21 protein-coding genes and 2 pseudogenes are annotated in these 25,767 nt (G+C 53.3%); 15 read left to right on the forward strand and 8 right to left on the reverse strand.

What is annotated here, in order from left to right:
* Nucleotides 1–493: 493 nt before the first annotated feature.
* Entirely contained in the window at nucleotides 494–622 is a 129-nt protein-coding gene (locus tag P1S59_11755) for a hypothetical protein (protein ID MDF1526927.1), read from the forward strand.
* A 199-nt stretch (nucleotides 623–821) separates the two neighbouring features.
* On the opposite strand, the gene P1S59_11760 is transcribed toward P1S59_11755, so the two are convergent.
* A complete protein-coding gene (locus P1S59_11760; GenBank protein ID MDF1526928.1) occupies nucleotides 822–1,529 on the reverse strand; it encodes a response regulator in 708 nt (235 codons plus the stop codon).
* A 496-nt stretch (nucleotides 1,530–2,025) separates the two neighbouring features.
* Between P1S59_11760 and P1S59_11765 the strand changes: the two genes are divergently transcribed.
* The 5 genes from P1S59_11765 (at nucleotide 2,026) to P1S59_11785 (ending at nucleotide 6,319) form a co-directional block, all read left to right on the forward strand.
* A complete protein-coding gene (locus P1S59_11765) occupies nucleotides 2,026–2,568 on the forward strand; it encodes a hypothetical protein (GenBank protein ID MDF1526929.1) in 543 nt (180 codons plus the stop codon).
* A 408-nt stretch (nucleotides 2,569–2,976) separates the two neighbouring features.
* Nucleotides 2,977–3,627 carry a GDSL-type esterase/lipase family protein gene (locus tag P1S59_11770; protein MDF1526930.1) on the forward strand — a complete coding sequence of 217 codons (651 nt, stop codon included), beginning with the start codon at nucleotides 2,977–2,979 and terminating at the stop codon, nucleotides 3,625–3,627.
* A 385-nt stretch (nucleotides 3,628–4,012) separates the two neighbouring features.
* A complete protein-coding gene (locus P1S59_11775; GenBank protein ID MDF1526931.1) occupies nucleotides 4,013–4,693 on the forward strand; it encodes a DUF554 domain-containing protein in 681 nt (226 codons plus the stop codon).
* Nucleotides 4,694–5,175: 482 nt separating this feature from the next.
* A complete protein-coding gene (locus P1S59_11780) occupies nucleotides 5,176–5,481 on the forward strand; it encodes an antibiotic biosynthesis monooxygenase (protein MDF1526932.1) in 306 nt (101 codons plus the stop codon).
* Between the two features lie 136 nt (nucleotides 5,482–5,617).
* Nucleotides 5,618–6,319: a DUF2461 domain-containing protein gene (locus P1S59_11785; protein MDF1526933.1), complete on the forward strand. Its 702-nt coding sequence runs from the start codon at nucleotides 5,618–5,620 to the stop codon at nucleotides 6,317–6,319.
* Between the two features lie 366 nt (nucleotides 6,320–6,685).
* Here P1S59_11785 and P1S59_11790 read toward each other — a convergent pair whose 3' ends face one another.
* Entirely contained in the window at nucleotides 6,686–7,549 is an 864-nt protein-coding gene (locus tag P1S59_11790; GenBank protein ID MDF1526934.1) for a phosphatidylglycerol lysyltransferase domain-containing protein, read from the reverse strand.
* Nucleotides 7,550–7,771: 222 nt separating this feature from the next.
* Here P1S59_11790 and P1S59_11795 point away from each other — a divergent pair.
* The 6 genes and pseudogenes from P1S59_11795 to P1S59_11820 all read left to right on the forward strand — a co-directional run bounded on the left by P1S59_11795 (nucleotide 7,772) and on the right by P1S59_11820 (nucleotide 15,581).
* Nucleotides 7,772–8,908 (forward strand): annotated as a pseudogene (locus tag P1S59_11795) (carbon-nitrogen hydrolase family protein).
* Nucleotides 8,909–9,049: 141 nt separating this feature from the next.
* Nucleotides 9,050–9,256: pseudogene (locus P1S59_11800) on the forward strand (IS1380 family transposase).
* A gap of 727 nt (nucleotides 9,257–9,983) precedes the next feature.
* The gene (locus tag P1S59_11805) at nucleotides 9,984–12,392 is read left to right on the forward strand and encodes a cytochrome c3 family protein (protein MDF1526935.1); all 2,409 of its coding nucleotides are present in this window, start codon (nucleotides 9,984–9,986) and stop codon (nucleotides 12,390–12,392) included.
* Nucleotides 12,393–12,982: 590 nt separating this feature from the next.
* Nucleotides 12,983–14,266: a hypothetical protein gene (locus tag P1S59_11810; protein MDF1526936.1), complete on the forward strand. Its 1,284-nt coding sequence runs from the start codon at nucleotides 12,983–12,985 to the stop codon at nucleotides 14,264–14,266.
* A gap of 35 nt (nucleotides 14,267–14,301) precedes the next feature.
* The gene (locus tag P1S59_11815; GenBank protein MDF1526937.1) at nucleotides 14,302–14,775 is read left to right on the forward strand and encodes a cytochrome C; all 474 of its coding nucleotides are present in this window, start codon (nucleotides 14,302–14,304) and stop codon (nucleotides 14,773–14,775) included.
* A gap of 20 nt (nucleotides 14,776–14,795) precedes the next feature.
* Nucleotides 14,796–15,581 carry a hypothetical protein gene (locus P1S59_11820; GenBank protein ID MDF1526938.1) on the forward strand — a complete coding sequence of 262 codons (786 nt, stop codon included), beginning with the start codon at nucleotides 14,796–14,798 and terminating at the stop codon, nucleotides 15,579–15,581.
* 501 nt (nucleotides 15,582–16,082) lie between these two features.
* Here the strand turns inward: P1S59_11820 and P1S59_11825 are convergent.
* Nucleotides 16,083–18,281 carry an ATP-binding protein gene (locus P1S59_11825; protein MDF1526939.1) on the reverse strand — a complete coding sequence of 733 codons (2,199 nt, stop codon included), beginning with the start codon at nucleotides 18,279–18,281 and terminating at the stop codon, nucleotides 16,083–16,085.
* 379 nt (nucleotides 18,282–18,660) lie between these two features.
* Here P1S59_11825 and hpt point away from each other — a divergent pair, with 379 nt between their 5' ends.
* Together hpt and P1S59_11835 are read left to right on the forward strand one after the other, a co-directional pair.
* Complete coding sequence (gene hpt / locus P1S59_11830) at nucleotides 18,661–19,194, forward strand: hypoxanthine phosphoribosyltransferase (GenBank protein ID MDF1526940.1); 534 nt, start codon at nucleotides 18,661–18,663, stop codon at nucleotides 19,192–19,194.
* 144 nt (nucleotides 19,195–19,338) lie between these two features.
* Complete coding sequence (locus P1S59_11835) at nucleotides 19,339–20,229, forward strand: EamA family transporter (protein MDF1526941.1); 891 nt, start codon at nucleotides 19,339–19,341, stop codon at nucleotides 20,227–20,229.
* Between the two features lie 87 nt (nucleotides 20,230–20,316).
* On the opposite strand, the gene P1S59_11840 is transcribed toward P1S59_11835, so the two are convergent.
* The 5 genes from P1S59_11840 to msrB all read right to left on the reverse strand — a co-directional run bounded on the left by P1S59_11840 (nucleotide 20,317) and on the right by msrB (nucleotide 24,793).
* Nucleotides 20,317–20,985, reverse strand: coding sequence for an SOS response-associated peptidase (locus tag P1S59_11840; GenBank protein MDF1526942.1), 669 nt, complete (start codon nucleotides 20,983–20,985; stop codon nucleotides 20,317–20,319).
* Between the two features lie 243 nt (nucleotides 20,986–21,228).
* A complete protein-coding gene (locus P1S59_11845) occupies nucleotides 21,229–21,579 on the reverse strand; it encodes a hypothetical protein (GenBank protein MDF1526943.1) in 351 nt (116 codons plus the stop codon).
* 73 nt (nucleotides 21,580–21,652) lie between these two features.
* Complete coding sequence (locus P1S59_11850; GenBank protein MDF1526944.1) at nucleotides 21,653–22,090, reverse strand: MaoC family dehydratase; 438 nt, start codon at nucleotides 22,088–22,090, stop codon at nucleotides 21,653–21,655.
* Nucleotides 22,091–22,346: 256 nt separating this feature from the next.
* A complete protein-coding gene (locus P1S59_11855) occupies nucleotides 22,347–23,918 on the reverse strand; it encodes a phospholipase D-like domain-containing protein (protein MDF1526945.1) in 1,572 nt (523 codons plus the stop codon).
* 332 nt (nucleotides 23,919–24,250) lie between these two features.
* On the reverse strand, nucleotides 24,251–24,793 hold the full coding sequence (msrB, locus tag P1S59_11860; protein ID MDF1526946.1) for a peptide-methionine (R)-S-oxide reductase MsrB: 543 nt from the start codon (nucleotides 24,791–24,793) through the stop codon (nucleotides 24,251–24,253).
* Nucleotides 24,794–25,164: 371 nt separating this feature from the next.
* On the opposite strand from msrB, the gene P1S59_11865 reads away from it, so the two are divergent.
* Complete coding sequence (locus P1S59_11865; GenBank protein ID MDF1526947.1) at nucleotides 25,165–25,626, forward strand: rhodanese-like domain-containing protein; 462 nt, start codon at nucleotides 25,165–25,167, stop codon at nucleotides 25,624–25,626.
* Nucleotides 25,627–25,767 lie beyond the last annotated feature (141 nt).

Below are 25,767 nucleotides of genomic sequence, written 5' to 3' on the forward strand. Positions count from 1 at the left end.
CTTAACGTAACTTACCATCCCAACAAGGTTTTTTTATCCCCAAAATCTCAAAAATAGAATCAATCAAGATTTTAGGGTGAACGGAAGGGGCAGTGAGCAATGAAGAATGGACGAATAGGTGAATTTCGGTTCACTATTCACGTTTCACTTGCGCTTTCGCAAGCAATGCTCAATTATTCCCCTATTACCCCCTACGGTACCGGCACAAAATCCCCCGTCTGCGATAGGTTTTGCCTGAAACGGCTCCTGGACGCATGAAAGCGCAGCAGGAACCACATCTGAGACATCCGCCTGAATTTGAGGGTAGTATTATCGAGGCAAAGGACTCAAGATCCAGAAGATCATCGAGGTGGAAATAGGCCTCAAGAAGAGCGAGAAACGGGGTGTTGGGGTGGTCACCGTGACGGTTCTTAACAAAGTTCCACGGGATGAAATCCCATGAAAGGATCCTGTGCAGATGCTCAGGAAGCTCATCCTGTAGAGAATGAAGAGAATGATCCACAGTAACACCCCCGTTTACATGGATGGAACAGGACTATCAGAAGTGGGTGGGGAAATGGAAGAGAGGAGGAGGGTTGTGGGAGATCTTGTTCGCTCCCACTTTCACTGGAGCTTTGGATGACCGGAGATTGCAGTGTCCAGGTCGCTCATGTGTCGGAGTATCGGTGGATCGGAGTGCCGGGGCAAAAGCAGTATGGATTCATGTAAGCATGGCGCTTTGGGGTATAGGCATTGTGGGAATATGGGGGCGTGGAGGTAATAACCGCCGCAATTTCTCCGACACCCCGATACCCCGATACACCCATACTGATCTTTCGGGTTCATATGGTCATCGGTATCCTCTTGGCCAGGAAATTCTCCATATAGATGCCAAGTACCGCGTCGATGGCAGGGCTGATGTCAAGGAACTGGAGCCCCATTCCGGCCGGTATCTCATCGGTATCGCGGTCCTGGGTGTGAACGATCTTCCCTTTGAAATTAAACAGGGTCCGCAGGCCAGGCAGGTTGAACTGCAGCCTTACCCCGGCTTCCCTGGGCATGGGATTTGTTGTGGGGATATATAAACCTCGTTCCCCGAAGTTGTGGGTCGTCACAGATTGTGCTTTCGATCCATAAAGGAGTTGGACGGGAACTTCCATGGGGGCCCGAATACAAACTCTGCGATTATTGGACAGACACCTCTCCAGCTTGGTAAAAAAGTTCCTGATAGACATGGGTCGCTGGACGACCTCGGTGAATCCAGCCTGCAAGGCCCTGTTCGTGTACAGTTCGTCACTGGTGGAACTCATGAGCAGCATGGGTGGGCTGGACACAATACGGTCTTCCTTCATTTGTCTGCAAAACTCCAGGGGATCGTAATCCGGGATCCTCTCTCCGACAATGATCGTGTTGGGAATGCTCTGGCTCATGAAGTGGAGAGCCTCTGTGCCGCTCCTGGCGGCGTACAGTTGATATCCCAACCTGGAGATGATCCTCTCCAGGTATTCCCTGTCCACCTCCGAAGGTTCGATGACCAGAACCCATTTCATTGCGGGTCTCCTTTCCCATCTTTGCCTGAATCAATGACACATAAGTCACAGGTTGAAATTTCGCAACTTTCATGCAAGCGGCTCAGTTCCCGACCAATACAGTAAGCAAAGGGTGTGTCATAATTACAATATCGTAATTATCTTCTTTTGTTAAGTTTTTTGTTAACAGTATTTTTTTTGAAATGGGGCGTTGAAATTATTTCGTTAAATAGGAGCCCAATTTTGTTCATACAATGGATAGTTAAGTGAACTACCACGGGCTCACGCCCGTGGCATCATAAAGGCCAAGCTGCGCTTGCCCTCCGTCTTCCGCACTCTGACTTTGGTTCGTTGACCTCGCCAGGTGCAGGAATACTCCGGGTACTTTCATCTACGGGCTCACGCCCGCAGAATTACGAATGAGCATTAAATTAATATAATTACGGATGCTGCAGGCTGTAGATGACATTTATGCAGTCACTGCGGAAACATTTTGGAGAGGATGAAGGAGGATTGGATGATTATCAAGCGTTGTTGTACTGCACTAATGGTTATGATCTTTACAATGAGTTTTCTTGTGGTCTCAACTGGACAAGTTAAGGCCGAGGAGCAGATCCAAACCCAGTCCATGATCCAGGCAAAGGGTCAGGTGGATGAGGCCACACAACTCAGGCTGCGGCTGAGAAGTCAGCTTAAAAAGGAAACGGGTCTCACCGATGAGGAACTTGATGCTAAGGATCCTTTCCTCGCAGAGGCGCTCAGTCTGAACGGCGGCCAAACAGAGCCTATCCGGAAGATGGTGAGAAAGTCCTTACAGGTTGATTGTGTTACTGAGTGCTTTTCGGAAAGGCTGCGCACGCAGAAAAGGCTGATGCTCCAGGAGCACAAGGAACTCGCTGAGGATAACAAGGTAGCTTCTCAGGATCGATTGAGGGCACAGACCCGGACCAGGGATGGGGAGCAGTCCGGTGACACGACACGGACCGAAACCCAGACCCGGACACAGAACCAGGATGGATCGGGTAGCGGCAGCGGTGGTGGAGGTGGTAAGGGCCGGTAACAGGAAATTGAAAATTCCGAAAGTGATACATCTCCAACGGCGCCGAAAGGCGCCGTTGGTTTTTTCTCTTCTCCCTTTCCCATTTCCCCATTATTATCCATCAATGATCACCTCAAAACAGGTTGTTGCCACCTATTGCAGGGCCTAGGGCAGGGAATGTAGAACGCAGAATAAACACAAACCATCAATTGTTGACGCATTCGCAAAAAGTCAGCAACGCGCCCCGAGGGGGGCGCCCGGATCAATGAACAGCCGTGCCTGGGAGATGGCCCGGATCAGTGACTGAAATACAGGTCATTGATCCGTGAGGGGAGGAAAACCGCGCTTTTTCCTTCCCGAGGAGCAAAAAGCCGATAACGGACTTTTTGCGCCCCTGTCAATTGTTTGACCGAGCGACGGAGGGATTTAGTGATTATACGAAAGTACTTTTCTGTTCTGATAATCCTGCTGACCATTATTGGATGTTCCAAAAACGATGGTGAGCTTCGTGCCGGTTTTGAGTCCGGGCGTTACCGGACTGTTGTGGCCTTCGGGGATTCCATCGTGGAGGGGTATCAGCAGCCGGAGGGGTGGCCGGAGATACTTGGGAGAGACCTTGCGGGGAGGTACCCTGGTGTTCGCGTTATCAACGCGGGAGTCTCGGGTGACACAGCCGGGGACGGCCTTAGAAGGATCCAGAAGGACGTTCTCGATCACCAACCCGATCTGGTCCTTGTTGCTTTCGGTCTAAACGATATGAAAAATGGAGTTCAGCTTTCACAGTTTCAGGAGGATATTACGGCCCTTGTCCTGGAGATATCCGCAGGCGGCGCACAACCTGTAATGCTCACCACAACCCGGCTTCAGAAGGGCGCAAGCATGCTGGCACGGCTGAACCCGGCCCCGTTCAACGAGTCGATACGCACTTTGGCAAAGGAAAGGAGCATCCCCCTTATTGACGTGAACAATGAGTTCAAGGGGCTGAACACTCACCAGTACCTTATGGATGCGGCGCACCCCAATGGGGAAGGTTACAGATCTCTCGCCGACATCATCAGAAAAGGCCTCATCGGCGAGTAACCTTCCCACGGGAGTGGGGGAGGGGGAGCATGGGCGAGGGGGAGAGGGGGCGCAGCTGAAACCGCTTGACACGGAGACGCGACGGCACGGCGTGGGGGAGAGGGGGCGAAGAGCAGGGCGGAGGGCGGGGAAAGAACTGGATGGGGTGAGTGGGGGAGCTTGGGAGCGTGGAAGCATTGGGGAGTAACTTTCGACTGGACGACTAAGCGAAGCTCAGAAAATTAAAATTTTACAACTATGTCCAATAGGTCATTTTACTATTAGACATTATCCCCAGCGGGTGATAACTCACGTACGATCAAACTCTGGTATCTGCATTTTCTCCTCAAGGTTGTAAGGAGTTTAACTTGAAACTTGAAACTCGAAACGTGAAACGGCAGTCCCAATGATCTTAAAAGGGACTGCAGTCAACGTCGCTGCCATCATCTTCGGCTGCCTTATCGGACGCTACCTGGGCCATCTCATTCCGGAGCGGATGCGCAGGACCATAATGATGGGGCTGGGTCTTACTGTTCTGCTCATCGGCATGCAGCTGGCTCTTCAGTCACGAAATCCCCTGATTGTCATAGGTGCCATGGTCATCGGAGGGCTTATCGGTGAGGCAATGTCTATTGAGGCACGCCTGGAGAACATGGGGCACAAACTGCAGCAGCGTTTCAAGAACGCCGGCAATGTCGCAGAGGCGTTCGTTACGGCAAGCCTGCTCTACTGTATCGGGGCCATGGCCATCATGGGGGCCATTCAGGACGGTCTGGGGCAGGAGCCGACGATCCTTTACGCCAAATCGGCCCTGGATGGGATCGCGTCGGTGGCCTTTACAACGACCCTGGGTATCGGTGTTGTTTTTTCCGTCATCCCTCTGCTTATATACCAGGGCGCGATCACCCTCGCGGCGGGATGGGTGCAGGGGTTTTTAACGGAACCTGTGGTGGCGGAAATGAGCGCCACCGGCGGGCTGCTCATTCTGGCCATTGGGCTGGATATTTTAGGCATCAGGAAGCTGCCCATTGGGAACCTTCTGCCTGCCATTTTTGTTGCTGCGGGAATTGCCATTTTTGTGGGTTAATGCGGCCTTCAATAGCACATCATCTTCGGCCTCAAGATAGTCATCTATCAATATGCTTCTTCCCCCTTGAGGGGGGAAGAAGCATATTGGGGTGATAGATCGCACCCTCCCCTCGGGAAACACTTTCCCCCTCACCCCGGCCCTCTCCCGCCAGGGGAGAGGGAGAGTGAGGAAATAGACTACTGGGAAGGAGGGGAAGTTTGCGGAATGGACTTACATTAGACTTCCGGTTTCCTCGGGACTCTGGTCTTGAATCTGACGCACTCTTGAAGGCCTTAAAATCAAATGAGCGGTGTAATATACAGCTGACATATATAACGCAAGTTCCATGTCAATTTAATGAAAAGGCGCGGGAGAAAGGGTGAGATGGAAGGCCGTCACGCCGCTGGCGGGATCGAGGATTGCCGATGACTGAGAATCCCGCCATCGGCGGGACAGATTGCCCTTTATCACGCACCGCATAAACATATATGGAGGAGACAATGAGCAAAATCCACATGATGGCGATATACCAGGTCAAAGAAGACAAAATCGATGATGTTCGCCTCGCCGTTACCGAATTCGTTGACGCGGTGAAAGAGAACGAGCCCGGGACCCTGTTCTACGAGTCATACCAGGGGAAGGGAGATCTCTCTTTCTTTCACCTCATGACCTTCGAGAATAAGGTGGCTGAGGAGCTCCATCGTCAGACTCCCCACATGAGGACCTTCGAACTGAAGTTGTACCCCAACTGTGAGGATGAGCCGGGCGTCGTTGAGCTGGATCTGGTGGGATCGAATGTGAGATAGAGCAGGATGTAGAATGTAGAATTGAGAACGTAGAAGAACTGCGCTGAGATCCTTTGATCATTGAACAGGTAAAATCAACGGTTTTATTCTAAGTTCTACATTCCACATTCTACATTCTAATATGGAGGAACCACCTATGTCCGCATTCAGCGGTTTTCCCGAAGAAACAGTGACCTTCCTTTCCGACCTTGCCAGGAACAACAGGAAGGTCTGGTTCGACGCTCACAAAAACGACTACGAAAGATACCTGCTTTGGCCGGCCAGGGCTTTTACAGATGCCCTGGGTGAGCGGCTCACTTCAATAGTACCGGGGATCATCGCCGAGCCGAGGGTCAACGGCTCTATCTTCAGGATCTACAGGGACACCCGATTTGCCAAAGATAAGACCCCTTACAAGACCCACCTGGGAATATTCTGCTGGGAGGGGGAGGGGCCCAAGATGGAGTGCCCCGGATTTTATTTTCATCTCCAACCACCCAATTTGATGCTGGGCGGAGGAATTCACATCTTCTCTAAACCGCTTCTGGAGGAGTACAGAATGTCCGTTGTCCACCCCACTCATGGGATGAAGCTTGCCGGAGCCGTTTCCAGGGTGTCGAAGTCCCTTGACATCGGCGGGCACCACTACAAGAGGGTTCCCAGGGGGTACGACCAGGACCACCCTTTCGCCCAGTTCCTGCTTTTCAACGGCCTGACCGCCTCGACCGAAGGACCAATACCGGCAGTTCTGCACAGCCCGGATATCGTCGATCATTGTTTTGATGTTTTCAGGAAGATGGTGCCTGTGCATGAATGGCTGCGCGATATGGCCGAGCGGGCGAGAGCTTCCACTATCTGACGCGGGACGCGGGGACACGGGGGAATGAACCTGTTGTCATTGCGAGCCCTGAGGTAGTCGAAGGGCGCGGCAATCCCGGGATCGCTTCACTCTGGCCACGGTTCGCGATGACAAGACTCAGACGCGGTGACGCGAAGACGCGCCGACGCGGGGGAAAGTTCTTTTTTCCTTCAGAAGCGTTAAATTCCGCCTCATGCCAGGACTCAGAACTCGCAAGGAAAATATTTAATTGGAGGAGATGCAAGCTTTAACTCCGCGTCTCCGTGTCCCCCGCCTGCCCTGCCTGTCCCGCCTGCCCTGAGCTTGTCGAGGGGAGCCTGTCGAGGGGAGCCTGTCGAGGGGAGCCTGTCGAAGGGTGTCTCCGTGTCAAACGGTTTCGCGGATTGCCACTCTCCATTTTCTTATTTTTGTTTCCGGAAAATAGCTTTCCTTGCTGTGCCTCAGCGCTGCCTTTCCCAGGTCCTGCTCCATGTTCAGGTGTTTATAGTCTCCGGGAAGGATCGAGGCGAAGGAGGAGAAGATATACTGGTAAATGCCCTTGTATCGCGTCAGTCCTTTGGCGAAGTGCAGGGCGAAGGTGTCCCCTGTGATCTCCTCACCCAGGATGTAGCCGCTGGGGCGCCCTTCGGTGTACCAGACCCCACCGCACAGGACCAACTCCTCCATACGCAGCAGGGCCTCCCTGGCGGCGTCGTAATCGGTCAACTCCGGCCCTTGTCCTGAATCGGTCTGCCAGTTATCCAGGATGGACAATGCATCGGGGACTCTGTCTTCTGTCAGGGGTTTAGCCTCGTGGGTGTAGTGCTTCAGAAAGAAGTTGAGGAGGTTTTTCTTCTTGTGGAGCTTCTTCCCGGCGAAGGTGGCGATCTTCTCCGTCTCATAAAGGTAGTCCGAATCTCCCTCCACGAAAGATCTCCCGAACCGGTCTTCAGGAAAAGCGGACAGCCACTCGTCCGGGATTGGGTAGAAGTGATCGGCTGTCCTGGCCATCTTCAGAAGATGGTCGGGATCCATCTCCTGTACATCACGGGTGGGCATGAGATAGTTGTCACCGTCGCAGGATCTTCCCCGGAGCCAGATCTCTTCATCCAATGTGATGACTTCGTAACGGTGCGTTTGCCGGAACAGGTACAGGTTGGGGAAGGAGAACTCGGAGATGGGGACTTCGATGGCCCGGAGACGGTCCTGGAGGAGGGACTGATGCTGAAGGGAGAGGGGTTGGGTATTCATGTTAGAACCTATACCATGGAAGGAGTAAGGGTGAAAAGGAAGAGTAAAGTCCAAGGGTTAAGGCTCGAAACCAGAGTTTGAGAAGCCGTAAACAGAATGCTGTTAAACCTTGATGTGCTCCGTGACTCTGTGACGAGGTTTATTATAATAGCCGCCCGTGATCGCTCCTGATCCTCAAAAGAGTGCAATGTGTGAATCAAAATAAAGAAGAAAGGCAGATCCATGGCTGAACAGACCAAGCACCTGCTGCAGGTAAGAAATCTGAGATTATCCGACCACCCCGATGTCAGGGAAATAATGGATTCCGTTTACGGCAAGATGGGAGGAGCATGGTCCGAAAACCAGTTCGAAACTCTCATTCAAAAGTTTTTACAGGGCCAGATCTGCGTTGAGGACAGGGGGCGTGTTGTAGCTGTTGCCCTTACCCTCATTGTGGATCTGAGGAGACTGGGTGAGGAACACACTTACATGGAAGTTGTTTCAGATGTTCGTCTCGGTGTTGTGCAGTGGCAGATGAGGCTTTTTAACTCTATCGGTGATTTTCTGCAGCAGACAGAGTATTTCGTGGATGCTGTGGCCGGCTACAATTCGGACATCCTCCTTTTCCCGGAACTATTCAACGCCCCCCTCATGTCCCGGTTCGACCCGGAAAACCCGGCCGAAGCCATGCGCTCCCTTGCTGAAGACAGCAAGGAGCTTCGCGATGAGCTTGCCCAGATGACAGTGAGATACAACATAAACATTGTGACGGGCAGTTTCCCGGAATACGATGGCGACTCTTTATACAACGCGTCCTGCCTTTGTCGTCGGGATGGAGCCTGCGACGCCCAGTACAAACTGCACGTCACTCCTGATGAGCAGCAGTATTGGGGGATGAAAGGGGGGGCAGGTTTGAGAGTGTTCGATACGGATGTGGGGAAGGTGGGCATTCTGATCTGCTACGATGTGGAGTTTCCCGAATTGTCCCGTTACCTGGCCAAGGAGGGGATGCAGACCCTTCTCGTCCCCTTCTGGACTGACACCAGGAACGGCAATCTGAGAGTTCGCCGCTGTGCCCAGGCCCGTGCCATTGAAAATGAGTGCTGCGTGGCCATATCAGGCAGTGTGGGAAACCTTCCCGGGATCGAGAACATGGATATCCAGTATTCCCAGGCCGCGGTATTCACCCCTTAAGACTTTCCCTTCCCCCATGATGCGGTAGCCGCCGAGGCGACCCCCAACACAGAGATGACCCTCATTGCCGACCTCGACCTGCTCAAGGAACTTCGGGAGCAGGGCACCGTTCGTAATCTGCATAGCCGCAGGACGGACCTTTACGATGTTCTCTGGAGAGGAACGGGAGGAGAAGGAGGAGAATGACTGCGCATGCCGCCTGTATAGGGGAGTTGGTATCTCAGGATTCAAGATTCAGGATTCAAAAATAACTCAGAACTCCGGAAAAGAATACCTTTTGAATCTTGAATCTTGAATCCTGAATAAGAGGGAATATCCATTGTTGGCCTTGAAACCACCCCGGATACGATCACATCCCATGCCGGTCTGACTCTTTCAGGCGAGTTCGCGGAAGAGATCGGGCTTCCCGATCTGGTGGACAGTCATCTGCCTCTGCCGGGCAGCGGCGCCGGTTATCGTCCGTCGGAGTTCGTGATGCCGCTTTTGCTGATGCTCAACGGCGGCGGGCGATCGCTGGTGGATCCGCAAGAGATAAGCTGGACGCGGCTGTTTCAGGGGTTACCCGTGCCATTGAGGACGAAGATTGGCGTTCCGGTCAGATTCCCGAGCCGGATGGGCGGCATCGGGTCGCTTTCCGCGTCGACCGGTGCCCGCCGACGGCAAAAACAGCCCTGCGAACGCACCGACCGGAGACCGATCAAAACCCATCGCCGGATTTCGGGTAGTATGTCGTTTATTGGGAAAATCTATTTGAAATAGAGGAAAGTATGAGTATTTTATACTTTATTGCTCATATTTTCACAAGGTCGTTGCTGTTGACTGAAAATATGCTACGCTATCTATAACAGGGTTTTGGAGGCTCCTTTTTTGAATAGAATTTGCTCGATTCTGTAAAGAATGCGGCCAAGAGCAGTTTGGCGACACCTTTATAAGATCGTTCAGAAAACCACCGGCTTTTCAGGCCGTGGATGAATGGACGCCCGCAGTGAAGCCGGCCCGCGCCGGCGAAGCGGAGGCAATTCCGGCACGATCTGTTCGTGGCCGAGGGAGAACCTGGTTTGGATAACAAAAACGTAAATCAACTGAAAATGGAGGTGATGTTGGGGAGAAAGCTTGATGTTTGTCGTTTCCTGCCAGCCCTGGGCTCCTGGATGCCCTGCATCCGTAAGGGGTATTGACAGGGAAAACAGGATCAGGACCGCTGGAACAGGGGGCGTTGCGTAACGGTCCCGGACGGTCCACACATTCGAAGGGAGAAAAGATGAAATTCCAAAGATACTGGATAGTGATTCTTGCCATTGCGCTTGTGTTGGGCATGGTCATGGCTGGCTGCGGCGGCAGTGACGGCAGTGACGGCAGTGACGGTAAGAGCGCATACGATATCGCCGTTGACAACGGCTTCACCGGCACCGAGCAGGAATGGCTGGACACGCTGGCTGGCGGCGGCGGCTCAACCCCCGGTGACGGCAGCTGGTTCGGTGAGTATTGTAATTCGTGTCATGAGCAGGATGGCCTGTTCCACCAGGTTGCCTACGATCAGCTGTATAGGGACGGCGTCGTTCAGGTCGGAACTCTGGCTTATTCCTATGCGGCTACAGAGGACGTGGTCACGTTTCCAATGACCAAGAACGGTAACTACTTTGACTGCGAAGATGCGGATTCCCTCGGGATCTACTTCACACCCTATACCGGTTCAGGCTTCGAACTGCCCACTGGCAGGCTCTCTATCAAGGGTACGGTCACCTACAATACGGAGACAAACGTTTGCACCAGCACCAAGGCCGCAAGCGCCCTCGGTGATCTGTCTGCTCTTAACGGCTTCATCGTGGTGTATGGCCGGGATGAGACCATTGCCCAGATCCCTGGCACACGGATACGCCAGGCCAGGTACCCCTTTGCGGCTGTCCTGGAATTGGGAACCGTTGGTTACACTTCCGCCGCCAATAACGCCGGCTGCGAAAAGTGCCACACGGTGCCCTTCCTCAAGCACGGGTACATCTTTGGGGAAACCGGAGCAGGTACCGATTTCTATGTCTGTAAAGCCTGTCACCTGGACGATGGCGACGGCGGCCATTTTATGTGGCAGCTTCTGGTTGACGATCCCCAGCTGATCATCACCCTGGAAGAGCAGTACGGTGAAGACTGGGAAGAGTCGGGGGATGCCAGGCTCGAGCCTTACGCCTATAAAATCAGCCTCATGAACGACGTGCACATGTCCCACGCCATGGAGTTGCCCTATCCCCAGTCCATGTCCAACTGCGCGACATGTCACGAAGGCAAACTGACCACGATACTGGATGATGCCAATTTCGTGTTGGAGACCTGCAAGAGCTGTCACCCGATGCAGGAAGCTGAGGGCAACATCATGGATGCCCCGGCATTGCTGGCCGTAATGCCAACGGCTCTGGGCTTCTCTGACCATTCAGTATTTGACGACGCGACAGATTGTACTGCTTGCCATAACGGTGGCAACGCCTTCGTCGGCATCCACACCGGTTATGACCCCGTGATCTACACGGATGCCCTTGATGGCTCGAAGATCGCTGACTCGATCACCGTCTCCATCGACAGCGCGAGTGCGAGCGGCGATACGCTGACCATCGCATTCTCCGCGACCGGTAGCGCTAACGGTGGTTCCCTTGTTTCGACGGATATCATGCCAGGCGTACTGGTCGGACTGTACGGCATGGACACCAAGGATTATCTGGTCGGTCCCCACGCCAGAGATGTGGACGGCGACAGGAACCTGGAGTTTGATGTCGTTGGAAGCGCCGGCGGTACCGACTGGAATACGGATCACCCGAGATTGTCGGTTGACGCGAGTTCCACCCCGGGCAGTTGGGTCGTCACGGCAGACCTGACCCACTGGGCCGGGCTCATCGATGACGGTACGATCCGAAGAGCCGAGATCGCTGTCCTCCCGGAACTGACTGCCATCGTTGGTCTGGATGATTCGAGTGTTGCGGGCAGCAACGAAGATGATGACTATGTCGTTGCCCTCAACGCCGTTACCAAAACCTTCGACCTGGTGGGCAATACCCTTGGGCCCGTCCCCACGGATGACATCGTAAGGGTTCAGACTGGCTGCAACAACTGCCACGATGCCCTTGGCACCACCTTCCATGGCCCAGACAGGGGCGGCAGCATCGTCGCGTGCCGGCTGTGCCACATCACGCTGAGCGGCGGGTCCCACCTGGAGATGCAGTCCAGGTCCATCGACTCCTATGTCCACGCGATCCACTCGTTCCAGCCCTTTGATGTTGGTCGCAGTATTGATTTCACCGATCCGGTGGAAGAACTGCATTATGAGCACCACATCGGGTTTGTGTACCCCACCCTGGGGTTTGACTGCGAGTCGTGCCACAACCCGGGCACCTATGATGTGCCGAGTCAATCTGATTCCATGCCGGGTCTTATTTCGGCGTCCCGCCCTGCGGCAGACTTCGGGTGGGAAAGGGATATCGTTGATGAACCGGAATATGTCACCGGACCAGCCGCGAGAGCCTGTGGCGCCTGCCACAAGGCCGGCTACATCAACCACGATGACGCTGCCGGCCTCTGGTTACTCAACCAGCACTTCGAGGCCTACGGTTATCTGTGGGAGAACGACAGCAGTGATGTCATCCTCAATTTCATCATTGATTCCGTCTTCAGCGTATACGCACCTTAACCTTAAGTGAGGCGTGCGGGGTGGACTTCGGTCCACCCCGCTTCGCCCCGCTTTTTTTTACCAATGATTTTCATCGCCGCCCATTGATCCGGGCGCTCCACCCGGAGTGGGTTGATGATTTTTTGCGAGTCCATTAACTACCGGAATGGCGGGGGAGGGCTTGCGGGAACCCGGTCTGTGTATTGGTTCAGGGGGTCTATTTGGGGGTTGATTTGATTTGTAATCTGCCTGCAATGATATATTGTTTTTCGAGGAAAAGGTTGGCTTGAGCATGTTTTGCTCAATTGCTGCATCAGGATACGGGTTTGCTGTTCTTCAAGTCTCAAATCTTTAATCAACCTTGACAGGGTCGCAAAATGTCCGTTATCGGCTTTTTGCTCCTCGGAAATTGAAAAGCGTCGTTTTCACTTTCCTCACGGATCAATGACTTATATCGACAGTCATTGATCCGGGCGCCCCCCTCGGGGCGCGTTGATGACTTTTTGCGAAGTCATCAACCTTGGATTTCTGGGGTATCCCGGAGACACTCAACCACCGGGCGCGCCCTGATATATCATGCCGGCGCCCGCAACGTCTCTTCAGGGGGAATCATGCGAACAGTCACATGCTATTGCGGTTGGTTTCTTGGCCTCATACTTCTTGTGGGCCTTCTGCCTGCCCATTCCGTCGGCGCGGCGACCCGGATCGAATCAGATACCATTTTCAGGGTGCTGGAGCGGGATACGGCAGCGGAAGAGGATGCGACAGTTTTACCCGTTTACGAGTACCTGCAGATCGATACCGGTGAGCTGGATGACTACGGTGTGTCCTTCCACCTGTACGGCTGGGGCCGCGCTGATCTTGCCGACAGTGAATATTTTGAGGACCCCGCCGCCGGAGAGGTTCTTTACGGCTACGTTGAATATCGCGCCGATGCCAACCAGTTCGGCTTGAGGCTTGGCCGGCAGCATGTTTTTGAAGGTGTGGCCAACGAGACCGTCGACGGTTTGCGCCTGAACGGGAACCTTGGCGACTATTTCTCGCTGTCGGTCTACGGCGGCCAGCCGGTGGGACTCAATGCGGTGCAAGGCAGCGACGGCGACAGCATTGTCGGCGGACGGCTGGCCCATCACAACGGTTCAAAATACGAGATCGGGGTCTCCTTCAAAGCCAGCGAAAATGATGGCGAGACCGCTGAAGAGATGATGGGTGTTGACCTGGCGCTCGCCTTGCCTGAGGATATCAGACTGTCCGGTTACTCTGCCTACAACCAGGAGAGCGAAGACTGGGCGGAACAATCCTGGGAGCTCAGGGTACCGGTGGGCCATTTTGTGCTCAAACCCTATTACCAGCATTTTTCCTACGAGGATTATTTCGCCACAGGCGCCAACGCCGTCAGTGTGTTCCAGGACCGGGCGGCATCCGGAGAAGAACTCACCGCCTACGGCCTCGATGCCCTGTGGCAGTACGACCAAAACTGGACAATCGGCGGCAAGGTCAAGCAGCATGATTACGATCAGGCCGACTCGGCCCAGACCTACAGTGTTCTGGCTGCCTGGCAGGGCGAGGAACTGACCCAATACGGCGCGGAGATCGGCCGTACGGCGGCTGGAGACTCGGTTGGCAACGATTACACCCTGGTGCGGCTGTACGGTTACAACGAAGCGATGGGAGGCCGGTTGGGCGTTGACTTTGTCAGTGCGGACCTGCTGCTGGCTCAATACGACGAAGAAATATACGGTAAGGACAGTTCTCTGTTCCTTTCCCTTGGCGGTGGCAAGCGCTTCATGGGCGATGCCCTGTCGGTCAAGCTGTCCGGTGATTACAGCCAGGACGCGTATTTTGATGAAGATGTGCGCGGCACCTTGACAGTGTCATACAACTTCGCCCAATAGGAAGAGTTTCCCGGTTCTGACAGGAGATAGAAACAATGGCGAAAAAGAGCATCCTTTCCATTTTGACCCTGCTGGCCATTCTGTTTCTGATGGCGGCCTGCGCGGGCCTGCAGAGCAGTTACGCGCCCCTCGCCGTGCATCCCAGCGCCGATGATCTCGGCGAGCAGCCGAAGGTCTGTACCGATTGTCATGATGCCCGCGGCGAACATGTGGCCTATGAAAACTACGTTCATACGGCGGACTGGGGCCTGAACCATCGCGCCCAGGCCAACCAGGGTGAAGCGATCTGTGCCATGTGCCATCAGACCAGCTTCTGCAACGATTGCCACGCGACGGGAATCGAATTGAAGCCGTCGCTGAAGAACCAGGCGGAGACCTATCGTCCCATGCAGCATCGCGGCGATTACCTTAGCCGCCACCCCATCGACGGGCGAATGGATCCGACTTCGTGCTTCCGCTGCCATGGCAATCCGAAATCGGCCGAAACCTGTGTGCGGTGTCACGGCTAGACCAGAGCGAGGAGAAGATCATGCATAGACTGGCATTTTTAATTTTCATAGCTTCTGCTTTTCTGCTCAGCGCCTGCGCCGAACCCAACCCAGACGCGCCCGCCGGGGAGGGGATGCACACACTGGACGGAAGCTATCTTGACGGCACCGTGCACGGCCCTGTCGCCAAGCAGGACCTGACCTTCTGCCAGGCCTGTCATGCCGACCAGGCCGACCCTCCGCGTTTCAATGTCGGGATCGATTCGGCGGGCGGTTTCGGCTGCGAAGGCTCCGGGAGCTGTCACGGGGCCGACCTTGCCCATCCGCTGGATTGGGCCGGTCCGAACGCCACTTTCCACTATTCGGCAGGAAACGTTCAGGGGGCGTGCACCCTCTGTCACGGCTCGGACCTGAGCGGCGGCACCTACGCGCCGAGCTGCCTGGTTTGCCATGACTCAGTTACCACTTTTACCCTCGACTGCGCCTCGTGTCACGGCTATCCGCCCGATGGCACACTGCATGCCGGAACCATTTCCGGGGTCGATCATTCAGCTGTTCCTTTAAGCAGTCATTCCGAGTGCACCGATTGCCACGGCATGAGTGAGTCCGGGGCGGGCGGCGGCTTCGAGCCGGCCACGAACTATACGCTTTTTGACAAGGCTACGGACACACTTGGCGATCACTGGGACGGCAGTATCCAGATGAATAATACTGTTGCGTATAATCCGTCGACTTTAGGCTGTGCTGTGGTCTGTCACAGCGATGACGACACGCTGGCCCCGATGCCTGACTCCTCCGGACTTCCCGTCGTCCTGAAGAATTTTTAGGTTTATAAGCAGGTTCTCTACGTTAACGCTGTTTCCATGATTAAGCCCGCCCCTGTTTTCCGGGGCGGGCTCTTTTTTATTCGGGGTTGCTTCGGCCATGTCAATACATGGGCCTTCACCCGTCGCTGAAGCTATGGGTGACAAGTCCACCGTCGCTAACGCCCGCCGAACAGCTTCGGCGTGACAAGCGCAATGACCCCTCGTCTGGGCTCGGGGCAGGCCCGTCTTCGTCTTTTAGACTACGCCGTGGCAGGCCCGTCTTCGTCTTTTAGACTACGCCGTGGCAGGCTGGATTCCGGAAGACTTACGTGTCTAAGTATCTACGTGTCTAAGTATCTAAGTGCCTAAACCGCTCTTTCCCCCGCGTCGAAGCCTGTCACGCCAGAGGCGTGATGTCCCCGCGCTTGCCAGCCGTAGCTTTAGCGAAGGTTGGTCACCGCGTCTCCGTGTCCGGCGCCTTTTCCTGTTCTCTCCCCGTCACTCCGATACCCCGATACCCCGTTACACTCTTCTATTCTTCAGATATCCCCGCTTCTGTGTTCTTTCAACGTATTGGCATGCCTGGCGTGAAAGAGCCATGATCTTTTCGGGTTTGACCTTTTCGTCCTGAGCGGACACGGCGGCACCGATGGACAAAGCGTAGTCCTCCCCGAACTGCTGAGAGAAGGATTTGATAAGTTTTTCGGCGAAGTCATCTACCAGAGAAGCGTAGGTTAGAATAACAAACTCCCCCTGAGGTCGGCTCTGGATGAAGGTGTCCTCAATCCCGCCAGTGCCGAGGGCCTGGACCATGGTATCCTCTATCTCGCTCAAAGCTTCCACCGAATATAATTCGTCCGTATTCTTTCCGGTGGTGCCCGGATTAACGTGGATCGTCAGAATACCGACCGTTTTCCCTTCAGCAATCCGGTTGGTCAACTCGTTTGTGAACTCCTCGTCACCGGGATACCAGGCGGAAATGCCTCGCTGGGGGCTGATAAGACCCTGACTGGGCAGGGAAAACCGGAACAAGGTGATTTTATCGGGCGTGCTCTGAACCGAGATAGTGCCGCCATGCTGTTCGATAATCTCCTTGGTCAATGAGAGTCCAAGGCCGGTGCCTTTGATGTTCTTTTCGTTTTCCTCTCCTTCATCCAGGACGCCTCTGTAAAAACGGTTAAATACAAGAGGAAGCTCCTCTCCGGGGATTCCGGGTCCGTTGTCACTTACCTCGTAGACGGTATGTCCCTCTGAAATGTACAGGTTGATGTCGATATGAACGCCAGTTCCTCCGTATTTGATTGCGTTTCCGATGAGATTGAGCAGTGCTTGCTCAATCCTGTCCTGGTCGGCGATGAGATTGGGGAGGTTCCGATCGCAGTGAAGGCGCACCATGGCCCTGCCTGCCTCCGCCTGTGGTTTAAGAAGTTGGACGGCATTTTCAACCACCACAAGGGGATCGAAGGGCTCCTTGGTCAGTGATAGTTGACCTGACTCAAGGCGGGCGAGATCGAGAAAATTATTTATGAGGCGGTTCAGTCGCATACTCTCGTTACTGATGATGTGAAGATAACGAGTGAGGGACTCCGGGATGTCGTTGCTCCTGAGCATATATTCGGAGAACCCCTGGATCGAAGTGAGAGGGGTGCGTAATTCGTGCGATACTGTGGAGATCAGTTCAGTTTTCAGGTGGTCGAGTCGCCGAATCTGGATGCGATCGAAGATCCCCTCCAGCAGTAGTCCAATGAACTGGGTCAATATGACCTGCTGAAGTCTCTGCATTTCCAGTACATCCGCAGGTAAATAAGAAATGGCAGACAGCACCAGGCCGAACAGGTTGTGGCGCGGAGGCAGCAGGCTTCTAACCAAGTGCAGTTCGGATGCCTGGACCCGGTGCCAGTCAAAACCAAGTTCAATAAGGCGCTCGTTGTCGAGATAGGGGGGGTGAAGGGAGTAAGAGGCGAGGGATTGGTAAAGCGAATATCCCGACCGGAAGTCCATGACTGCTATGTTGATACCGCCCTCTGAACCAAGAGTGCTTGCCCAGGCCCTGTTGTTACCCATCTCTCCGATGAGGATCATATGGGAGTGGGGACCAAGGGCAATATTAAGGGCCCGGATGGCCGCCGGTACCAGACCCGATTCAATATCAGTTGTATCCGACTGAAGTTCCTGGAGGGCAGATAAAACCGATGTCGTGGTGTTGTAATGAGTGACTAACCTCTCATTCTGGCTTATATTTTCCATCCCCATCCCCACCTGGAGCGCCAGGGATTTGAGAGTACGCAGGTTCGCCTCTGTAAAGCCTTCGTTCATGGTGGTGTCAGTGACGTTCATGACCCCCAAAAGCCTTCCCCGGCTTTTAAGGGGGACGCTTAAAAACGATCTCGTGCGATAACGGTCATCTTCCTGGCCCGTAAACCGTACATCCTTTTCCATGTCCGGGACGAGAAGCGGTTCACCTGTGGCAGCGACCCATCCGGAAACCCCCTCACCCATAGGAACTTTCACTCCCTTGATATTGTCCGGATAGCGCCCAGCCCATGCCGTGAGGGTTAGAAACTGTGCCTGCGGATCCAGAGCAAGGATAGAGACCCTTTCAGCATCGAAAAGAGCCAGCACCTTGTTGCAAAAAGTCTGGAGGATGGTTAACTCGTCAAGATTGGAATTGAGGAGTTCCCCCAATTCCAGAAAAAGTTCTTCTGTTATCTGACTGGTCATCGTTATTCGCAGCTCCCTGTAAATCTGGTACCTTTTAACAGGCCGTAAACAGCCTGGCATCTGATTTAATATAGCATGTGCGGGGATAATGAAGGATACCGATATGAAGGCTTCTCGGCAAGTGAGTTCATGACATTCACGGGTGAACCGTGAACCGTGAACAGGAAAGGCAGTTAACCGTAAATGGTGAACGTTGATAGAATTTTAGTTAATCCATTCACTATTCACCATTCACAGTTCACCTATGGTTTTTCAATATATTTTCCATTTACGGTTGCCGTAACCTTATATGAAGGTTATAAATTCCACATCATCGATATCCGATATTGGATACCTGTTAAGGGGTATTTCCCCCAAACTTTAAAGATAGGAGTGGTTCATGAGGGCGATCCCGGATAATTACAGGCCTATTCTGACGGCCGACCAGATAGAGAACAGGATCCATGAGATGGCCGCGGAGATCAGCCGTGACCTGATGGGGGAGTCACCTGTATTTGTGGGGGTCCTGAAGGGAGCATTCATTTTTCTCGCGGACCTGGTACGAGCCATGTCGGTACCTGTTGAGATCGATTTTGCCCAGATATCCAGCTACGGCGATGAGACTCAGTCCAGCGGGCGGATCAAGGTTATGAAGGACATCACGACCCCCGTTGCGGGCAGGCACATTGTGGTGGTTGAGGATATTATCGACAGTGGTCGTACACTGCACTACTACCTGAACGAGTTGAGGCAACGCGGCCCTGCCTCCGTTCGACTGGCGGCGCTCATTAACAAAACCGAACGGCAGGAGTATACCCCCAAAGTGGATTACCTGGGGTTTACTATCCCTCATGGTTTCCTGGTGGGCTACGGCCTGGACCATGCCGGGATGTGGAGGGATCTTCCGGGGGTGTACGAGGTAATCAATGCTTAGGCATCGATTACCTAAGCACGCAGCACCCAGCACACAGCACGCAGAAGAAGAACTAAATTCATACCGCTCCAATGTTGTTTCCCCGGTTTTGATACCTAAGATTGTTTACTGCGTATAGCGTACTGCGTCCTGCGTGCTGCTTTTATGAATTTCCTCTTCTATGCCGGCGTCGTACTTATCTGGGGGACCACCTGGTTCGCGATCCTGTTCCAGTTGGGCGAGGTGGATCCCCTCGTCTCCATCATTTACCGTTTTGCTATCGCTGCTGTAATCCTTATGGTTTATTGCCTGGTTATGAGGAAGAGGATGCGCTTTCCCCTTCGTGATCACTTCTTCATGGCCATGATGGGAGTCTTTCTTTTCGCGCTGAACTACTGGCTTTTCTATGTGGCGGAACTTTACCTTGCCAGTGGGCTTGTGGCGGTGATTTTTTCAACAATGGTTATCTGGAACATCCTCTTCGGCACCTTTTTCATAGGCACACCCATCAGACCAAAGGTCTTAATCGGGGCTTTCCTCGGATTGATCGGGATCACTCTGGTTTTTTGGCCAGAACTGGCAGCATTTGAACTTTCAGACAAGGGAATGCTTGGATTGCTACTGAGTCTTGCGGCGACGATATCAGCTTCCTTTGGTAATATCACTTCGGCCAGGAACCAGATGGAGGGGATCCCCGTAGTCCAGGCCAACGCCTGGGGGATGACCTATGGAACTACTTTCATGATCATAGTGGCTCTGCTCACCGGTAAGGATTTCACCTTCCAGGCCACTGTGCCGTACATTTCTTCTTTGCTTTATCTTGCTGTTTTTGGATCTGTATTTGCTTTCGGGATGTATCTGACCCTGATTGGCAGGATCGGAGCTGACCGAGCGGCCTATACAACCCTTCTCTTTCCCGTTGTGGCCCTTTCCCTGTCCATGATGTTTGAGGGGTACCGGGGGAGCGTGGGGGCGCAGGTGGGGATATTGTTGATTCTGGTGGGTAATTTTTTAGTGCTGAAAAGGCAAAAAATTGGAATATGGAATAGGGAATAGGGTAGATAAACTAATTGTGATCGTGAAGAATTTATTCCACCTTCTACCTCCCACCTCCCACCTCCCGCCTCCCACCTTCCTCCTTCCCTATTCCAGGGGTTTGATGTTCGCCGGTCCATCATTTCCCGGTGAGTTGACCGCTCTCGAAACTTCCCAGGCTTCCAGCTCTTTGGCAGGGTAAGGGATGAGGAGAGGAGTAAGCTTTTCCGGGTCCTGTTCTGCCGGGTCAAGCCATCTATCCCGGTCATCCGGTTTGATGATCACCGGCATGCGGTTGTGGATCGGTTCCAGAAGTTCGTTAGGTTCCGTTGTAACGATAGTGCAGGTTCGGATAGCTTCGCCCTCCGGGGGGCGCCAATCTGAGTAGAGGCCCGCGAACCCCAGGGGACGCCCGTCCTTCATAGTGATGTAGATTGGTGTCTTGCCGCTTGCCGTTTTTTCCCACTCGTAGAATCCGTCTGCCACGATGAGGCACCTGTGCTTTTTCAGGGACCCCTTGAAGCTGGGTTTTTCTGTCAGGGTTTCGGCCCTGGCGTTGATCATCCGGTTGCCTATGGATGGGTCCTTCGCCCAGGGAGGAATAAGGCCCCATCGGCAGGTGATCAGCCGGTTGCCGCCATCGTTGACCACGACGGGAACGTCCTGGGTGGGGGCAATATTGTATGACGGACGAAGGGGGATGTCCGCGCCGAATTTAAGGGAGAATTCCTTCTCAAGGAGGGGGAACAATGTGAACTGTACGAATCTTCCGCACATGAAATGCTCCGCATTCAGTTTCAGGTTCCAAGTTCCATATCCCAGGTATATGTAATGGTTTTTTTCTTTCCCTACGTCCTCTGCGCGAGGCTGCTCTTGCCGCTATTGCGGTATCCGAGATTGCCTCGGCCTGAGTTTCAGCCTCGCAATGACTTCCGCACTTTCCCCGTTACGCCGATACGCCGACACCCCGTTTCGTCCCGAAGGGACAACCGTACTGCGTCCTGTGTTCTGCGTTCTTTCCTACACCGTCCCCTCCCGCATAGCCGTACCGATCTCAGCTTCGGCTTTGCTGATGGCATCCTCATCTTGTTCGTCCTCGCCTTGCAGTTGAAGCAGCTTGATGAGTTTGTCCGATATTGGGGACTCAATAACCCACACGTGGGCATTGAGCATAGCGCTGTTCTGACCAGGATGTTGGAGCATCATTATGTCGTTGGAGGCGACGCGGAACTTGTGCTGGCAAAACTCGCCATGAACCCCCTCCGGACAGGTGCAGGTGATGGTCAGCTTATCCTCATCTTTGGTGAAGGTGACCTTGAACGGATCGTCGGTTCCGCTTCTGGCTAGGAGAGTGATTTCCTCTTTTCCCATGGATTACTCCTTTATTTGTAATGTTGTATTCTATCTGCGTTCTACGGCGAACTCTGCGTTAAAACATTTATTTTCAAGCGATAATGGCCTTTTCCTCATCGTTCGGTAAAGTGCCAAACAGTTGCCCCTCTATGACCGTCTCATCCTTCTGGTTGACGAAAAGAGCCGTGCATTTGACACGGCCCCTGGTATCCATCTCGTCGATGGTCAGTGTACATGTGACAGTGTCACCGAAGTACACCGGACGCCTAAACCGGAAGTTCATCCCGGCCGCCAGCATGGACAATTGCCCGCCGATCTCCGTGACAAGACCACCCACGTGAAGGCCGTGACAGACCAGGCCATCAAATCCCTTGGCCGAGGCATACTCTTTATTTAAGTGGATCGGGTTGTGATCATGGGAAACCCCGGTGAAAAGGTGCATGCCATCTTCATCGAAGGTCCGGGTCACGGAGAACGTGTCACCGGCCTTGACGCCGGCTAAAAGTTTTTCCCTGATCGGGGATGTCATGTCTTTCTCCTTAACTGAGATATATTTCTGATTAATGGCGAGTATGAATCTACCTTAACTATTGTGTGCAAGATCAGGCAAAAACTGTATAGGAGTGTCGGCGTGTCGGTGTGTCGGCGAAAAACCTAACCGTATTGGCGTGCCGGGGCGAAATCCAGTGCGTTTGAAATTTTGATTTTTCACCGATACCCCGTTACCCCGATACCCCGTTTCAAAGGTTTACTGCGTCCTGCGTGCTGTGTTCTGCGTGCTGCATTTAAAATGTTCCTAATCCAAACCGCTCCTGGAACCGGTAGACTCCGGCCTTGATGAACCCTTTAAACCCTCTCTCTTCCCAGGCTTCATAAGGCAGGGTGTGGGTCAAGCCATCAGAGTTGTTCCAGATCCTGTCGAAATAAATATTAAACTCCTGGGTAACTTCGCCAGCGTTTTTTATCAGGAGGTTGCCCTCCATGTTAAAGTCACCGATGTTTCTGCGCGTCCAGTTGGCCGATCCGGTTATGAATGCAGGTTCCCCGGACTCCTTGAAGGTGATGGACATGGCTTTTGTGTGGAACTGCTCCCCGTGGGTATCTGCCCAGCGGATATCAACATCGTGGTCTGTGGATAACTTCATGAGCTCGGCTGCTACTGGACGGTTGGGTACCCCGATCTTCTTCATTCCGAAAGCATCCCGGTTCGCGTCCATAACCAGTCTCACTGAGGCTCCCCTGGTGATGGCCTCCTTGAGGGCTTCGATGACTCCACGCTCGGACAGGTAGAATATGGCGATGCGCACCTTGTCCTCTGGACCAGCCTTCCCCAGGATGTTGATGATTGCCTTTGCAATCGCTCCTTCGGTGAGCCATTGGATCTCAGGTCCATCAGGACGGATATCAGAAATGGATGAGATCATCGCTGCCTTTTTTTCGATGGAGTCCGCCTTGAAGGCGGCCATACCGGTGGCACCTACGATGACGTTTTGCTTCTGCCTGATACTCCATCGAAGGGCCGCAAGCTCGGTTTGTAGAGCTTCCAGAACAGGTTTGCCTTTGACGGCAAGAGCCAGGTTGGAGTGGGCTGAACTTCCGTCGGCGGGATTCAGGCTTCCCACCACCATCTCAATCCCGTGCTGGGACGAACCGGTAATGACCACCTTACGGTGGTTTGCTTTGAACATGAGCATTCGGCCAAACTGCAGGGCTGAAATTTTCTCGCCATCCCGGTCGAAGGGGTTTGAAAAGTGCCTTTCGTGGGCCCATTTTGAAAAAAATGTAGCTTTAAGAAAATTTTCGGTGAGGGCCCAGTATGGTGAATAGATAGAGTTGGAATCGGGAAGTTCAGAAAGATCGGTAAAGACCACGGGGATTCCCACCTTGGCCATATCCTTGAAAAATTCCGGTTCATGCCCCCCGTATATGCGGTTGATGGGGTCTGTCATAACCACCACATCCAGCTTTCTCATGGACCGTTTTTTCTTTATGAGGGCCTCTGCCAGCTCCGAAGCCAGTTTGCGGTGCTCTTCCGGAATACTGCCCTGCCATGGGTTCCAGAGGAAAAGGTCCACATAGATGAACTGGTCTGCCCGGTGGATCATGGCCAGGACCTCGTCGAAAATTTCCTGATTGATCACTCTACGGTTGATTTCAGGATCCCACGCTGTATCGTCAATGAGAAGTTGGATGCTCTCAGCCGCAATGCCTGTGGGGGAGGTAATGATATGGGTGCCAGGGGGTAAAGATGGTGTGGTGTAAAGAAGGGTGGGAAGCAGTACGACGACGACCGCGGTAGTAAGTACCGCGGCCAGGAGAAGCATCCATTTCGACTTTAACCTGGAAAGTAAATTCATAGGCCTCAATTTTTTTCACCACCCGTTCGTCACAAAAGGGACGTGACTCACTAGAGAACACAGAGAACACCCTTCAAAAAGCTCAGGGTAGGTTGAAAAAACCAATGATTTCAAGGAAATCCTTTGAAAAGGATATGTCTTACCTAGTGAAACCCTGTGGTGCAGCCTGGAATTGGCTACGCTGTGGTAAATTAACTTTTAATCGCCTTTATGATAACCGCGCCTTCACCGGTACTAAGCCTTCCTCCGATTTGCTCCGTGACTCCGTGGTGAAAAACATCGTCTTTTTAGTAAACGGCCTTGCCCAGAATTAAGCCTCCCTCTGGGTTAAATCAGCTTTTCGCTTCCTTTTCCGATACAAACTGCAGTGCAACTCCGTTGATGCAGTACCGAAGCCCGGTAGGTTTGGGCCCATCATTGAAGATGTGTCCCTGGTGTCCAATACAGCGGGCACAGTGTACCTCTGTCCGCCGCGTGAAAAGGCTGTTGTCCTCCTGGACGCCCACGTTTTCGGGTGCGATGGGCTGCCAGAAGCTCGGCCACCCTGTTCCGGAGCCAAACTTGTGCTCGGAGGAGAACAGGTCAAGGCCGCACCCTGCACAACGGTAAACGCCTTTTTCCTTGTTATTGTCAAGTTCGCTGGTGAAGGCTCTCTCGGTGCCCTGCTCGCGAAGCACACGGTACTGTTCCTTTGTAAGTATTTTTTTCCACTCGTCTTTGTTTTTAACGACTTTGTCCATAATTACATATCCACCTTCCGTAAAGGAATATACCCTCAAAGTGCCTTCGCTGGTAACTGCGAAAGCCTCTCTTGTGGAAAAAACAACGGGATAACCGGCCCAGGCCAAAACCAGGCCCTTCCCTAATCGATTCATGAAATCTCTCCTGTTTATCATCATCGTACCATCCTTCCCTTGCCAAACATCTCCCCGCCTAACTGTAATATAACCATGGGAAGGGGAGGGACAACCGTTATTATAAATGCGATGTTTTTTTTACCACGGAGACAGGCGGAGAAACGCGGAGAAACGCTCCAACCTGGGGGAAAGCGCGGTTACTATAAAGGAGATGTTTTTCACCAGTGAGGATACTTAGATACCGTTCTTTCCCCAGGTATTCACTTCCCGGATGAGCCAAATCAGTTTTTATTAAATGTAATAAATAAAGCGAAACCGGGTTGACTCATACCACAACATTATTATATTACACAACACTGTTAACTGTTTGCCTCAGGAGATGACAAAATATGAAGAACAAATTTCTGTTAATCGGCGCGCCAGTCCTCATCATCGCCGCTTTCGTTGGATTTCTCGCATGGAACTCCTATAACGCGCCCGGTGATGTCACTGGAGCGCAGTTCATCAGCCCCGAGACCTTCCGCCAATGGCTGGACCAGGACAAGGCTCTTGTGGTGGATGTCCAGACCTACGATGGTTATTTGAGAATGCACTTCCCGGGCTCGATCACGACTCACGCCTACCCGGTGGTCACGGCCGCCCAAAAGAGGCAGGTGGAGGCGATCATCCCGATCATTAATAAATCCAAAAAACCGGTGGTCCTTGTCTGCTTCGGAGGCATAACCGGTGCTCCAAACGCGCGCACCCATCTCCTTTCCAAGGGGGTCTCCGACAAGAGGCTCTTTATTCTCCAGGGCGGGTCCATGGGGTGGCCGTGGAAGGGTATGTTCATCAGCGGTACTCGACGCTGATGCTCTGGATAACGGCGGCAAGTTGTGATCAGGATTTGACACGGATTCAGACTTTCTCTGTGCCCTTCTATGAGTAGGCCGGTCCTGTCAACGGGAAACTGGTCTATTGCCGACATCGGAAGCCCTTGCTTACACCCTGCT

This window comes from bacterium (assembly GCA_029210965.1).
Classification (GTDB): Bacteria; BMS3Abin14; BMS3Abin14; order BMS3Abin14; family BMS3Abin14; genus JALHUC01.